Here is an 11,800-nt window from a genome sequence, read left to right as displayed (position 1 = left end):
GCCCGGCGTATGCTGTCACAGCTGCAGCGGCGGGTGCGCGGTCTGGCCACCATCCACCGCAGCCTGAACACCAATCCAGACGTTTCCACAGTGGACAGCCGCGAACTGATCGACGAGCTGATCGCGGAGATCGGCTCGATGAACGCCGGTAGCGGACAGGATGTGGTGATCGAAACGGATCTTGCTCAGGTGCCGCTCAGCCAGGATCAGGGAGTAACCCTGTCAATGCTGGTATCAGAGGCGATGACCAATGCGGTGAAATATATCGGTGTGCCTGAAGGGGGGCGGCCGGAAATCAAAGTCAGCCTGCGCGAAACAGCCAAGAACTGGCTGGAGCTGGAATTGACCAACACCAAAGGGCAGCCCCTGCTGGATCCGGAGGAGGACGTCGGCGGATCTGGAATCGGAGCACGGCTGATGACGGCTTTTGCGACGCAGCTCGGCGGCAAAGGCGTCACTCAGGAAACAGAAGACACGTATACGTACCGGCTTGGCTTCCCCGCCGTTGCCGGGGCCGCACCTCCAGAAGCCGACTCGCAGGAACAGAAACAAGATGCAACAGAGCCTGCCGCCTGAAGAAAACCGCTGCGGGGAATTCGCAGTGCTGATCACAGCCGAGCAAGCCTGGCCTGCCTTTGAACGCGCGGTCCTGGATGCCCGTCGCGAGATCATTGCCAGCTTCCGTCTGTTCGATTTCGCCACCCTCCTGCTGAGTCCCGAGGCGCAGAAAACCGGCGGAACCTGGGCCGATCTGATTACCGATGCGCTGCGTCGCGGGGTGCGGGTCCGGCTGGTTGTAAGCGACTTTGATCCGGTCATGGCAGCGCCCCTGCATGCCGCCGCACAAAAGACCCTTGAGCAGGCGCAAGAGATCGCGGCACAGCTCGGCCCGGAACAGGTTGCGCTGTTGTCAGTCTCCGCCGCGTTGCATCCAGCACGGGCGGGGCTATTGCCGCGGCTTGCCTTTTCACCCTTTGTTTTGCGCAAGCTGCGCAAACTGCCCAAGCGATTGCGGCCCGCCGCGGCCAGCCGTCAACGGCTGCCGCAGCTCTGTCCGGTTTCGCAACATCAAAAAATTGCGGTGATCGACCGCGAGGTTCTATATATCGGCGGCCTGGATCTGAACCGGCGCCGCTTTGACACCCAGGCCCATGACCAGCCAGCGCATGAGACCTGGGCTGATGTCCAATTGATGCTGCGCGGGCCCGAAGCCGAGGAGGCTGCAAGCCATCTGGAGCGGTTCCAGGACGAAACCGCACTGCGCAGGCGGCCGCCCCAAGGCAAGCAGATCCGCCGCACCCTGTCTGTACCGCGCCGCGGTGGTTTTTGGGCTTTGTCGCCGCGCACTGTCCTGAAGGAAATCGAAGAAGACCACCTTGAAGCCTTTGGACAGGCAAGGCACCTGATTTACTTGGAAACCCAGTACTTTCGTTCCAGCCCCATAGCCCGCGGGCTGGCCGATGCCGCCCGGAGCAACCCGGATTTATCACTGATTCTGATCCTTCCGGCCCTGCCTGAAGAGGTCGCCTTTGATGAAAACTGCGGACTGGATGCGCGCTACGGCATGGCATTGCAGGCTGAAGCGCTGCAGGAGGTAAGCGCTGCCTTCGGGGGCCGCGCCTGTATTGCCAGCCCGGTGCAGCGGCGCATGGCAGCTCGTGTATCGCCCTCTGTTCTGGCGGGATCTCCGATGATCTATCTGCACAGCAAGGTTCTGCTTGCCGATCAGAATTTTGCCATGGTGGGCTCGGCCAATCTGAACGGGCGCTCGATGCGATGGGATACTGAGGCCGCCCTGCGGATCAAGCAGCAAGACAGGATCGGGCAGCTGTGGCATGCGCTGGCGCGGCATTGGTGGCAGGAAGACCTTCCGGCCGAAGCACTGGACCCGGTCTGTGCAGCCGCCTGGTGGCAGCAGGAGATCCGCCGTAACAAGATCCGCCGACCGGAAGCGCGCCGCGGGCTTCTGGTACCGCATGACCCGGACAGGATGGCAGAGCTTCAGCAGCCTTTGCCTGGCGCGACCGAAGACATCGTCTGAGCCGTCGGCAGCGCGCTTTGCCTGGCGTGTCAGCGCAGTCTGCGCAAAAAGCCCGGCGCTGTTAAAACGCCGGGCCTATGTGAAACTGGAACGCAGCAACGCGTTACTGAGCTTCCTGGGACTCTTCAGTGATTTCATTCCCAAGATTGGACACGTCCCTACCAAAGCCTTCGGTTGTTTCACAAGCTGCCAGGCCGGCCAGTGCAAAAAGTGCGAGAAAGATACGCATTATAGCCTCCTTATTTCAGTTTCGACGCAATGTTGCCTGCAAAGGCATCGATTATGGCGGTGTAGAACACTTCGCTGTCAACAGCGATGGCGGCAGGGTCAGTGCCGTCGGGGTAATAGGCATTCAGCTGGTCCGCAGAGACAGTCAGGTCATAGCGCATATCCTTGGACGCATCGGGCATATCGATGTCCACATCGCCTTTCAGCATCCATTCTCCTACGCCCAGCGCCTGTTCGAAATTGCTGGCCAGCATAACAGAATCAATCTCGACATGGATCTCTGCCGCCTCTCCCGTGTCCTCACCCGCGATCCGGCCGACAAGGCGCTTGGCCAGAGCAGTTTCCAAATCGGTTTCAAGGCTGGTCCAAATTGCAGCGGCCGGGTAATTCTCGATCGCGCTCAGATCTGCCGTCACGTCGATTTCGGAGACTTTGGAGCCAGCAACAGCGGCCGTCGCAATCGCCGAAACCAGAGCGGTGGTGCGGATCAGATGAGTCATGTTTGAATGCTCCTTCAATTTCTGTCCCTTTAGGGGATGCAGCATAGAAACGCGCGGGTTTCTCAAAAGGTTCCTGAATTTTTGGAGATACCTGCAGCTGATCAGTTGCCCATTTGTTTTCTTCCTCAGAACATCAAGCGGTGCGTGTTTGCCCGCACTAGGGTACAGACACGCGCTTCCACACGCGTCGCGCAACAGCGCATACAAAATCCGGGCACGGTATCCTCTGGGCAATAGGCTCGGACACAGGCGAGGCATTGGATCTAAACTTGCAGATTGAAATCCGCGGAGATTGAAGCGGGTGCCCATCCCACATCGGTTATGAGGGCCCCGGCAGGAACCATTCCCATCTTCACGCGTTGGCTTCCGGTGAGCGTTGAGCAGAGGGAAGAATGGCAAAGCTAGAACACAACCATCAAGCGCCCCTAACGGCGGATCGAATCGACCGCAACTTGAAGAAAGCCTTTCACGAGCTGGCAACGGAACCGCTGCCGGACCGGTTCTCCGATCTGCTTGATCAGTTACGTAAGGCTGACCTTCAAAAGAAGGACATGCGATGACCGCTGATCCACGCGAAGAGTTGACCGAGCATCTTGGTGCGCTGCGCGCCTTTGCGCTCAGTCTTACCCGGAATTCCGCAGCCGCGGATGACTTGGTGCAGGATACGCTGATCAAGGCCTGGACCAATATCGAAAAGTTCAAACCAGGCTCTAACATGCGGGCTTGGCTCTTTACCATTCTGCGCAACACTTTCTATTCTCTGCGCCGCAAGCGCAAGCGTGAGGTCGAAGATGCTGACGGTTCACTGGCTTTGGCACTGGCCTCCAAACCCGATCACGACGGCCGGCTGAACATGCGCGATTTTATGCAAGCCTTCGACCAACTGCCGGACAGCCAGCGAGAGGCGTTGACCTTAGTGGGTGCGGGGGGGTTTTCGTATGAAGAAGCCGCCGAAACTTGCGGTGTCGCAGTCGGCACGATCAAAAGCCGCGTGGGACGCGCCCGCGCTTCGCTGGTGAATCTTTTGCACCTGAAAGATGGCGAAACGCTGGAGCTGACTGACAGTGTAACGGCGGGAATTCTATCCAAACATCCCGCGGCCTGAGTGTCCGGCCCGGGTCTTAGAAAGGTGCTGCCCATTGCCGGAAGCCCGATGTTGTTCTGGGCCGTTTCCTTGCCCGCGGCAGGGCCGTGTGACAAAATCTGCGCGGGCGAATTCGGCAGGTGCTTGCACCGCGGTAGCGGTACCGCGGTGCCAACGATGACAACATTGTAACGGCCGATGCGAACGTGCCTTTGCTGTCGCCCATTCGGTGCTGTTGAGGAGCATTTTTTAGACGATGTGCTGGCCCCTTGCGGGCAGTTCTCTGCAAATGGCTAATCGGTCTGGGCTAGGCCTCGTTTCTTCCAACTGACGAAGTTATTGGCCAGGTCCTAAAAAGAGCTGCCGCCCCGACGTGAGGCAGACAAATCAGGCACGAGCAGAAGATCAACCCGTCCGCCGATCAGCCCGTGCGGGTCTTGCTTCGCCACGCGAAAGCTCCGCTCTTCGAACTTAGTGCAGATAAAACGCCAACCCTAGGGACAGTGCTGGAACCATTCTTCTGCTCAACCGTTGACTTGCCAGATGGCGCTCACCGCAGCGCGCAAACAATGAAGGAAAAGAGCCATGCTTGGTTGGGCAATCACGTTTCTTATCGTGGCACTCGTCGCCGCAGTTCTTGGATTCAGCGGCATCGCAGGCGCTTCCGCTGGGATCGCACAGATCCTCTTTGTGATTTTCCTCGCGCTTTTCGTTCTCTCGATCGTTGTCCGCCTCTTTAAAGGCTGACCCGCCCCGCCAGCTGCGCTCAGCAGAATGGCCGCTAACACAAGGAGACAGACACATGACCAAAACAGCCGAAACTCAGCAGCAAACCAAAGGCAGCACCGGCTCCGCCGCTGGCAACGCGTCCGGCAACCTTACCGGGCGCGTCAAGGAGCAGGCCGCGCAAACGGTTCAGCAGGCGCAGGAGCAAATCGACGCCGGCTTGCAGTACAGTTCCGGTGAAATGCAGCGCTTTGCAAAAGAGGGTCAGGAATTTGTGAAAAAAAATCCGGGCCTTGCCGTTGCCGGGGCCTTAGGGGCTGGCGTCCTGCTCGGCTTGGCAATGCGCAGTCGTTTCTGACCTGTATCCCCTACATCGCAACCAACCAAAGCCGCGCCGTTTAGTGCGGCTTTGACATATTCGGGAAACGGCTCACACCATTTAAAGCGGTTACGATAAATGCAATTTTTGCCGAACCGGGAACAATTTTCCTAGGACCGCGTTCCTCTTTCAGAGCAACAGACTGAAGGGATCGAATTATGGAATATGGAATTATTGGCCTGCTTGTCCTGGCTGCAGATATCTATGCAATCATTCAAATCCTGTCCTCGGGTGCCTCCACCGCTGCCAAGATCGTGTGGACATTGGTCATTCTCATCCTGCCAGTGCTGGGCTTCATCATCTGGCTGATCGCAGGTCCTAAATCCTCTGCTGCAAGCATTTGACAGGGCTGCAGCCAACATGTCGCGGCCTGGCGTTCGGACGCCGGGCCATTTTCTTTCGATGCGGGGAACAAACAACGCGAGCGCGCGTTTCCCCATTGAACACTGATAGCAAGGAGGCAGATGATATGACCGTTCCGTCTGATTTGGAAACGCAGGCCCGTGCCCAAGCTGCCGACCTGAGCCGCAAGGCCAAAGCCGCAGTTACGGACAAGGTCCGCGGCACCGCTGATGCAGCGCAGTTGCAGGCCGCCCGCGAAGTGCAGGCAACCGCCGATGCTGTTGGCGCCGCGGCAGATGCATTTGAACCAGGCACCATGCAAGCGCAGGCCGCACAAGTCGTTGCGGGCCACCTTGAGGACGCCGCCCACCGGGTTCGAGCCTTGGATGTCGAGCAAACTGTACGGGATGTCAGCGCCTTTGCGCGCCGCAACCCGCTACTGTTTCTCGGCGGTGCCGCATTGGCCGGATTTGCCGCTACCCGCTTCCTCAAAGCAAGCGAACAGGACAGCCTTGGTACCGACCGCACACATATGACCCGGGAGGCCGGCCATGGCACGTCATGACCTCCGCCAAGTGCCGGAATTGTTCTCGGAGGCTCTCCGGCATTTCGCAGCGTTGCTGCACAGTGAAGCAGCGCTTGCCAAGAGCGAGCTTAAGGAGAACGCCGCCCGCGCCGGAACCGGAATAGCCTGTTTCGCCATCGCCGCGCTAATAGCGCTGACAGGGTTGCATGTTCTGGCGGCGGCGCTGGTCGCCTTGATCGCATCCTCGGGCCTGTCGGCCGGGTGGGCCGCGCTGATCGTCGGCGGCGGGCTGATGGCAGTTGCACTGGGCCTGTTACTGGCCGGCAAATCGCGGCTTAGCAGCGAGGCGCTGTTGCCAAACCGCACCATCCTCAGTGTCAAGCAGGATGCCGCAAGCATCATGGAGGCCGCAAATGCCCGCTACTGAAGATATTGAACAACGCGTGGACGCAAACCGCCGCCGGCTGGCAGAAACCTTGTCCGGCCTGTCCGGCGCCGTTGCCCCGCACTCGGTGGCAGAACAGCTCTCGGCGGCGGCAAATGGCTATGGCGGCGAACTCGGGCGCCAAGCCATAAGCGCAGCTAAGCGTAATCCCGCTGCCCTTGTACTTGCCGGGGCCGGGCTGGCCCTTCTGTTCACCGGCAACGGCAGCAGCCGTTCGCGCACTGCCCCTCCGCCCCCCGCTGCCGTTCCCCCCGAGGCCGCCTTTGCCGGTTTCGACGCGCGTGTCGCCGCAGCAGATGCCGCCATGAAAAAGGAGATGACCGGTATGAGTGAAGAAAACCTCCGCGCTGGGAAGATGCGCGAGACATTGAATGCAGGCCTGGACGTCCTGCCTGCCGCGGCCCGCAAGCGGGTGCTGAAGGCGCGCTCTGCTGCCCTGCAGGCGCAGGAGAAGGTCGAGTCCCATGCCGCCAATGCTGCGGCACGCTCGCGGACGTTTTACGATCAGAACCCACTCGCCGCCGGGGCTATAGCGCTGGGTCTGGGCGCGCTGATAGGGGCATTGCTGCCCTCCACCCGCCAGGAAGACGAGTTGCTTGGCGCACGCCGTGATGCGCTGGCCGTCAAAGCCGAGGCCGCCTTGCGGGAGGAAATGGACAAATTGCACCGCACTGCCAGCGCCAGTCTTGATCCGCGACCATCCCGCCCGGCACCGCACACAGCCGCTGGCTAACGGGAATGCCAAGGATCTTGAAAACCACGCTCAGCGGCCGAGGGGTGCGGGTGATGCTGATGATCCTAACGGTCATCAGCATCACAGCTGCATTGCAGCATGCCCAGCAGGTTCTGGCACCGATGAGTTTTGCACTGGTGCTAGGCATTGTTGTCTCACCGCTTGCAGACAAACTAGCTCGCTTTGGTGTGCCACGGCTGGCGGTTGCCCTGTCCCTTCTTCTGGCCTGCACTCTATTTGTAGCCACTGCAATACTGCTTATCGAACCCGTTGTGAACGCCCTGATCGAGGAGCTTCCGCGCATCAGGTCCGTCGTATCTTCTCTAGTCGATCAAGCTTCTTCTTTGCTGCGCGGGATCGAGACGATCAGCGAGGAAATTGAAAACACTGTCGGCGCTGACACAGTCGAACCCCAGACTGCCATCCCCTCGGTGGGAAACGCCCTATGGCTTGCGCCCAGCTTTCTCTCTCAGGTCTTCATCTTCGTAGGCACATTGTTTTTCTTCACACTGACCCGGGACGACCTTTATCGCCTAACCGGTGCACTGTATGGCCGCCTCAAGCATGCCGATAAGATTGTCGCCCGCTATTTTGCGGCCATAACCGTAGTGAATGCCGGACTTGGAGTGGTGACGGCTGCGGTTCTTATGGCCGCAGGGGTGGAGTACGCTGTGCTGTGGGGGCTTGCGGCGTCCTTGCTGAACTATGTTCTGTACCTCGGCCCGCTGTTGATAATGATCGGACTGGCGATTGCCGGAGCACTGCAGTTTCACGGCCTGTATGCGGTTCTGCCGCCGATATTGTTCCTGTTCATTAACCTGACTGAGGCTAATATTGTTACTCCGCTGATGGTTGGCAACCGCATGGCATTGAATCCGCTGCTGGTCTTCCTTGCCATCATCTTCGGGCTCTGGCTCTGGGGGCCGATCGGCGCCTTTGTGGCGCTGCCGCTGCTGCTGTGGCTGGGTGTGATGCTGGATCCACGCCACAGTTTGCCGGAAAAGCAGATGGAGGATCCGCTGGAGAAGATCCTTTGAAGAACGGCGCCCCCGCCGATCCAGCAGTGTCGGCGGCCTCCAGGCCTCACTCTGCCTGCTGCTGCGCATCCAGCAGATTTTCCCCGCCGTCCAACCCTTCACGCTCACGCTCTGCTGCACCTTCAGAGGGTAGCTCGGCACGGGCTGGATCAGCGGCCTCTGGCAGATCGGAACTGCTGGCCGCCGGACCGGCCTGCCGGGTGCCAATACGTTTCGCCGGGGCGGCGGCTGTCTGGTCCTGCGCCCCGTCCAACCGAACCCGGTAGATAGGCTCAGGGAGACCGAAACCTGCGCCTTCCAGCGCCAATTTTGCGGCTCGGATCGCCTCGCCGCGCGCCTTGGCGAAATCCACCCGGGTCTGATCCACCCAGCCGGTAAAAGTCAGAATAACGTTGGAATCCCCGACCTCGCTGACCCAGGCACCGACTTCGGGATCCTTGAGCACAAACGGCTGCACCTCGAGTGCGGCTACGGCGGTGGACAACGCCGCCGCCAGATCAGCATCGGCATCCACCCCCAAATCGAAGCCAAAGCGGCGATGGGGATCGCGGGTGAAATTCACGATCCGCCCTTTGAAAACGGTAGCATTGGGTATTCGGATATGATTGCCCTCAGGAGAAATCAGGATGGTCGCCCGCGACGTCAGCCGCGCCACCGTTCCCTGGTCGCCCTGGATGTCCACATAATCATTCGGCCGAAACGGCTGGCGCAAGCTGAGCAAGATGGAGGCGATGAAATTCTCCACCGTGTCACGCACAGCAAAACCAAGCGCGAGGCCAACTACACCTGCCGCCCCGAGCACCGCCCCGATCAAAGCCGTAGCGTTCAGAATATCCAATGCCAGAACCAGTCCGATCACGATGAACAGGATACGCGCCACCGCGCGGTAGACATCTGCAATGAAAGGGTTGGGCGCCAGCCGGGTCCAGATGCCAATCCGCGTGGTCAGAAGCCAGCCCCCTGCCGCCACGAGCAAGAAGGCCGTCACCGCGACCAGGAAAATCGGTCCGTTCGCCAGCAGGTTCCGTGTGCGTGCTGCAATCCGGTCCACCGCTGGTGCCAGCCGTTCTTCGAGGGTGCCGCTGATTTCGGTTTCATTCTCTAGCGCGACGACACCGGCCACACGGTTGATGATCTGCGTCAGCCGCTCTTGGGCCGCATTGTCAATCACTGGGCCGGTGGTACGGACGACCCCTTCTGACACCGACACCTTCACGGCACTATATCCGTCAATTTCAGCGAGCAGTTTCTCTATCCTGCTTAGAATCGCACTATCGCGCACTGCTGCATCGCCGACTTCGATAAGGCTGTCGGTCTGAACCGGATCAGCCGCAGTCTGGGCCTGGCTGCTGCCGCCCCCCAGGCAAAGTGCAGCAGTAACAACCCAGCAATGCAGAAGCGGCTTCAGCCTCCGTCCTAGTGTCAGGATGCCTTTCAGGTGCTGCCAGGTGCAAGTCACTCTACGGTTCAATTCCGCATCCTCACGATCAAATCCACTACCGTTGCGCGCAGCTGCTCTGCAGGCCGGCTGCCCCATACAAAGTCCATAAAGCAGAACCCCCGTTTTGAACACGCCTGGTGGTACCCGCGCGGAGCCACATGGGACGATGTACATATCTGCCATCAAGCATACCAAAACACGTGAAAGCCTGCGGCGACCGAAACTCTGGCACGCTCCTCTGGAAAAATCTGCCTTGCGACAGCTAATGAGGCTCGGCGTTGAACTTCAGAAAATTGCGGATGATTTCTTCTTCCGAGCGCATCATGCCGGAACCACTCCCCTTCCCGCGCGTTGAGCTTGTGAACCCAAAACGCAGGAGGATGCCAATGGCGATGCAGGAGACACGCGAACCAGCACCCGGAAGCATCCGCCTCTTACGCTACCACTGGGTGTGCAAAAAAGCAGCAAGCTCAGATGTTCTCACTGCAGATATCACCTTGCGCGCACCTGTTTTTCTGTTCCCTTCCACCACTGCCGGGGCCGCTTTGGCATGTATCACGCTGTCCCCCAGCGTGATGTTAGAGGACTCTCACATACTTACAGGAGTGGTGCCGGAAGAAGCCGGTTTCCTCCCGTTCGAGAAATTGCGCCAGGTGCTGATGGCAGACAGCACGACGCTCGGCATCGCCGCATGTGCCATCCCTAGCTTGGCCTGCTACTCCGCATCCAAGGCAACTGGCCAGTCCAAGACCGGGCTGGAGGCGGTGCATGGTTGTTCCCATTGTGTCGAGCACCGCTGCCGATGCGGAATGGGCGAAAGGCCGTGCCTTACAGCCCTTTTCCTTCCGCTACCACCGCCATCTCAAATGAAAGGAGCACGTTATGGCTGAACGTCACAGATCCAAAGACGGACGCAAGGAAACCGACGAAGTGTTGGGAAAACAGGGCGGCGTAGCCCACCAGGGCCGCACAGGCGGCCGTCTGGCCCGCGACATCGGCACCGAAGACGAGTTGAAGCGCGCTCAGGAGAGGCCAGCCGGGGCAACCCGCGTGACAAAGTCCAAGGAACAGGAGGGCAGTGGTGATGGCAGTTAAGGGAATTCCATCCGGAGCTTGGGTGCTCATTGCGGACGGCGAGAAGGCATTGTACCTCGTCAATCAGGGCGATGAACAGAACATACACCTCACCGTGCGACGCAAGGAGGAGCAGGACAACCCAAAGGCGCAGGACTGGGCCGCAAGCCGCCCCGGCCGCTTCAATGACGGCCCTGGTGTACAGCGCTCGGCAGTCGATGACACCGACTGGCACCAGTTGGAAAAGGCCCGCTTTGCGAAAACAGTGGCAGAAGACCTGTATAAAGCAGCCCACGCTGGAAAGTTCGACACGCTTCTGATAGCTGCCAGCCGCCCGGTGCTCAGTGCCCTGCGTGATGAAATGCACCCCGAAGTGACCGAGAAGCTGATGCTGGACGTGCCGAAGGTACTGACCAACCACCCGCTGGACGAGATCGAGCAGGCCATCCTGCGCGAGGCCGCAAACACGGCCTGACCTGGACCGGTTGCCGCTCTGGCTGTTACCCGGTGTGGCAAGCCTCGTGCTGTTTGCATATCTTCTGACACGAACGGACAGTGCGTTTGCTGGCCGGGCCTACGCGGGCAAGGCTGCGCATCAGCCGCAGCACATCCACATGGCGGCGGATGTCGAGCCAGCTGGTCGGCTCATCAAACAGCATCGCGGGCATGTCCTGGGCCAGAACCATGGCAATGAAAGCCCGTTGGAGCTGGCCGCCGGATAGGGCCGCCAGCTTGCGCCCGGCCAGATCCTCCAGCCCCGTCCAGGTAATGGCACAGGCCACATGAGCCCGGTCGGCGGCATCACCGATGCCCAGCAGGTTCTGATGCGGCGCGCGACCATAACCCACCAGATCAGCTACGGTGACCCCGGGCGGCACTTCATTGTCCTGCGCCAACAGGGCCTGCCGCCCGGCCAGTGCGCGGGGGGACAAACGCGCAATGTCTTCACCCCCAACGCGGATCCGCCCGCTTGCTGCCTTCGGCCAATAGTTACCCGGCGCTTTCTGCCCAGCACGCGACCTTCCGCAATGTACGTTTTGGACGCCTTGGTAAGCAGAATGCCAGCCCCCCGGAATATGGTGTCCAAAACGATTTTGGAGCCTTCGCCAGGGTAGGAGAGTTCGGATATTGTCTTCGCGTTGAGCGGTGTTCGCGTCATGATCCGCACCTTTCGTTGAAGCCATATTGTCGCCAAATGTAGGCGGGGCACGAAAACCTTACGTACGACTAAGTCAATGTTTTGC

Annotated in this window: 18 protein-coding genes; 14 read left to right on the top strand and 4 right to left on the bottom strand. The window is 59.8% G+C overall.

The window, feature by feature from the left end; translation table 11 throughout:
* A partial coding sequence (locus VOI29_RS17320; protein ID WP_323781422.1) for a sensor histidine kinase occupies positions 1–576 on the top strand: 576 nt, incomplete at its 5' end.
* Complete coding sequence (locus VOI29_RS17315; protein ID WP_323781419.1) at positions 554–2,041, top strand: phospholipase D-like domain-containing protein; 1,488 nt, start codon at positions 554–556, stop codon at positions 2,039–2,041. The genes VOI29_RS17320 and VOI29_RS17315, both read left to right, overlap by 23 nt.
* Before the next feature lie 103 nt (positions 2,042–2,144).
* On the opposite strand, the gene VOI29_RS17310 is transcribed toward VOI29_RS17315, so the two are convergent.
* Both VOI29_RS17310 and VOI29_RS17305 read right to left on the bottom strand, forming a co-directional pair.
* The gene (locus tag VOI29_RS17310; protein WP_323781416.1) at positions 2,145–2,270 is read right to left on the bottom strand and encodes an entericidin; all 126 of its coding nucleotides are present in this window, start codon (positions 2,268–2,270) and stop codon (positions 2,145–2,147) included.
* A gap of 10 nt (positions 2,271–2,280) precedes the next feature.
* The gene (locus VOI29_RS17305) at positions 2,281–2,769 is read right to left on the bottom strand and encodes a hypothetical protein (RefSeq protein ID WP_323781414.1); all 489 of its coding nucleotides are present in this window, start codon (positions 2,767–2,769) and stop codon (positions 2,281–2,283) included.
* Between the two features lie 392 nt (positions 2,770–3,161).
* On the opposite strand from VOI29_RS17305, the gene VOI29_RS17300 reads away from it, so the two are divergent.
* The 9 genes from VOI29_RS17300 (at position 3,162) to VOI29_RS17260 (ending at position 8,041) form a co-directional block, all read left to right on the top strand.
* A complete protein-coding gene (locus VOI29_RS17300; RefSeq protein WP_323781412.1) occupies positions 3,162–3,329 on the top strand; it encodes a NepR family anti-sigma factor in 168 nt (55 codons plus the stop codon).
* Positions 3,326–3,874, top strand: coding sequence for an RNA polymerase sigma factor (locus VOI29_RS17295; RefSeq protein ID WP_323781409.1), 549 nt, complete (start codon positions 3,326–3,328; stop codon positions 3,872–3,874). Before VOI29_RS17300 ends, VOI29_RS17295 begins: the two co-directional genes overlap by 4 nt.
* Before the next feature lie 564 nt (positions 3,875–4,438).
* On the top strand, positions 4,439–4,600 hold the full coding sequence (locus VOI29_RS17290) for a DUF1328 domain-containing protein (RefSeq protein WP_024092022.1): 162 nt from the start codon (positions 4,439–4,441) through the stop codon (positions 4,598–4,600).
* 55 nt (positions 4,601–4,655) lie between these two features.
* Positions 4,656–4,937, top strand: coding sequence for a hypothetical protein (locus tag VOI29_RS17285; protein WP_323781406.1), 282 nt, complete (start codon positions 4,656–4,658; stop codon positions 4,935–4,937).
* A 179-nt stretch (positions 4,938–5,116) separates the two neighbouring features.
* The gene (locus VOI29_RS17280; RefSeq protein WP_323781403.1) at positions 5,117–5,302 is read left to right on the top strand and encodes a PLD nuclease N-terminal domain-containing protein; all 186 of its coding nucleotides are present in this window, start codon (positions 5,117–5,119) and stop codon (positions 5,300–5,302) included.
* A 125-nt stretch (positions 5,303–5,427) separates the two neighbouring features.
* A complete protein-coding gene (locus VOI29_RS17275; protein WP_323781400.1) occupies positions 5,428–5,865 on the top strand; it encodes a hypothetical protein in 438 nt (145 codons plus the stop codon).
* Entirely contained in the window at positions 5,852–6,253 is a 402-nt protein-coding gene (locus VOI29_RS17270) for a phage holin family protein (RefSeq protein ID WP_323781397.1), read from the top strand. The genes VOI29_RS17275 and VOI29_RS17270 overlap by 14 nt, the downstream gene beginning before the upstream one ends.
* On the top strand, positions 6,240–7,004 hold the full coding sequence (locus VOI29_RS17265; protein WP_323781394.1) for a hypothetical protein: 765 nt from the start codon (positions 6,240–6,242) through the stop codon (positions 7,002–7,004). The genes VOI29_RS17270 and VOI29_RS17265 overlap by 14 nt, the downstream gene beginning before the upstream one ends.
* Positions 7,005–7,057: 53 nt before the next feature.
* Entirely contained in the window at positions 7,058–8,041 is a 984-nt protein-coding gene (locus tag VOI29_RS17260; RefSeq protein ID WP_323781392.1) for an AI-2E family transporter, read from the top strand.
* A 46-nt stretch (positions 8,042–8,087) separates the two neighbouring features.
* Here the strand turns inward: VOI29_RS17260 and VOI29_RS17255 are convergent, their stop codons facing one another.
* The gene (locus VOI29_RS17255) at positions 8,088–9,500 is read right to left on the bottom strand and encodes a mechanosensitive ion channel domain-containing protein (RefSeq protein WP_323781389.1); all 1,413 of its coding nucleotides are present in this window, start codon (positions 9,498–9,500) and stop codon (positions 8,088–8,090) included.
* 260 nt (positions 9,501–9,760) lie between these two features.
* Between VOI29_RS17255 and VOI29_RS17250 the strand changes: the two genes are divergently transcribed.
* Genes VOI29_RS17250 through VOI29_RS17240 form a run of 3 tightly spaced genes read left to right on the top strand, consistent with a single transcriptional unit; the run spans position 9,761 to position 11,031 of the window.
* The gene (locus VOI29_RS17250; RefSeq protein ID WP_323781387.1) at positions 9,761–10,372 is read left to right on the top strand and encodes a hypothetical protein; all 612 of its coding nucleotides are present in this window, start codon (positions 9,761–9,763) and stop codon (positions 10,370–10,372) included.
* Complete coding sequence (locus tag VOI29_RS17245) at positions 10,365–10,577, top strand: hypothetical protein (RefSeq protein ID WP_024092031.1); 213 nt, start codon at positions 10,365–10,367, stop codon at positions 10,575–10,577. Before VOI29_RS17250 ends, VOI29_RS17245 begins: the two co-directional genes overlap by 8 nt.
* Complete coding sequence (locus VOI29_RS17240) at positions 10,567–11,031, top strand: host attachment family protein (protein ID WP_323781424.1); 465 nt, start codon at positions 10,567–10,569, stop codon at positions 11,029–11,031. Before VOI29_RS17245 ends, VOI29_RS17240 begins: the two co-directional genes overlap by 11 nt.
* 25 nt (positions 11,032–11,056) lie before the next feature.
* On the opposite strand, the gene VOI29_RS17235 is transcribed toward VOI29_RS17240, so the two are convergent.
* Positions 11,057–11,740, bottom strand: coding sequence for an ABC transporter ATP-binding protein (locus VOI29_RS17235; protein WP_323781383.1), 684 nt, complete (start codon positions 11,738–11,740; stop codon positions 11,057–11,059).
* Between the last annotated feature and the right edge of the window lie 60 nt (positions 11,741–11,800).

The organism is Leisingera sp., from assembly GCF_034669605.1.
Taxonomy (GTDB): domain Bacteria; phylum Pseudomonadota; class Alphaproteobacteria; order Rhodobacterales; family Rhodobacteraceae; genus Leisingera.
The sequence above is the reverse complement of the archived record's forward strand: the minus strand, read 5'-3'. Positions and strand labels throughout refer to the sequence as shown.

Excerpts from the sequence above, each read along its gene's own strand:
- VOI29_RS17275 (WP_323781400.1), top strand. The coding sequence starts at position 5,428 with ATGACCGTTCCGTCTGATTTGGAAACGCAGGCCCGTGCCCAAGCTGCC.
- VOI29_RS17235 (WP_323781383.1), bottom strand. The coding sequence starts at position 11,740 with ATGGCTTCAACGAAAGGTGCGGATCATGACGCGAACACCGCTCAACGC.
- VOI29_RS17260 (WP_323781392.1), top strand. The coding sequence starts at position 7,058 with ATGCTGATGATCCTAACGGTCATCAGCATCACAGCTGCATTGCAGCAT.
- VOI29_RS17265 (WP_323781394.1), top strand. The coding sequence starts at position 6,240 with ATGCCCGCTACTGAAGATATTGAACAACGCGTGGACGCAAACCGCCGC.
- VOI29_RS17270 (WP_323781397.1), top strand. The coding sequence starts at position 5,852 with ATGGCACGTCATGACCTCCGCCAAGTGCCGGAATTGTTCTCGGAGGCT.
- VOI29_RS17245 (WP_024092031.1), top strand. The coding sequence starts at position 10,365 with ATGGCTGAACGTCACAGATCCAAAGACGGACGCAAGGAAACCGACGAA.
- VOI29_RS17280 (WP_323781403.1), top strand. The coding sequence starts at position 5,117 with ATGGAATATGGAATTATTGGCCTGCTTGTCCTGGCTGCAGATATCTAT.
- VOI29_RS17305 (WP_323781414.1), bottom strand. The coding sequence starts at position 2,769 with ATGACTCATCTGATCCGCACCACCGCTCTGGTTTCGGCGATTGCGACG.
- VOI29_RS17315 (WP_323781419.1), top strand. The coding sequence starts at position 554 with ATGCAACAGAGCCTGCCGCCTGAAGAAAACCGCTGCGGGGAATTCGCA.
- VOI29_RS17285 (WP_323781406.1), top strand. The coding sequence starts at position 4,656 with ATGACCAAAACAGCCGAAACTCAGCAGCAAACCAAAGGCAGCACCGGC.
- VOI29_RS17310 (WP_323781416.1), bottom strand. The coding sequence starts at position 2,270 with ATGCGTATCTTTCTCGCACTTTTTGCACTGGCCGGCCTGGCAGCTTGT.
- VOI29_RS17290 (WP_024092022.1), top strand. The coding sequence starts at position 4,439 with ATGCTTGGTTGGGCAATCACGTTTCTTATCGTGGCACTCGTCGCCGCA.
- VOI29_RS17300 (WP_323781412.1), top strand. The coding sequence starts at position 3,162 with ATGGCAAAGCTAGAACACAACCATCAAGCGCCCCTAACGGCGGATCGA.
- VOI29_RS17240 (WP_323781424.1), top strand. The coding sequence starts at position 10,567 with ATGGCAGTTAAGGGAATTCCATCCGGAGCTTGGGTGCTCATTGCGGAC.
- VOI29_RS17295 (WP_323781409.1), top strand. The coding sequence starts at position 3,326 with ATGACCGCTGATCCACGCGAAGAGTTGACCGAGCATCTTGGTGCGCTG.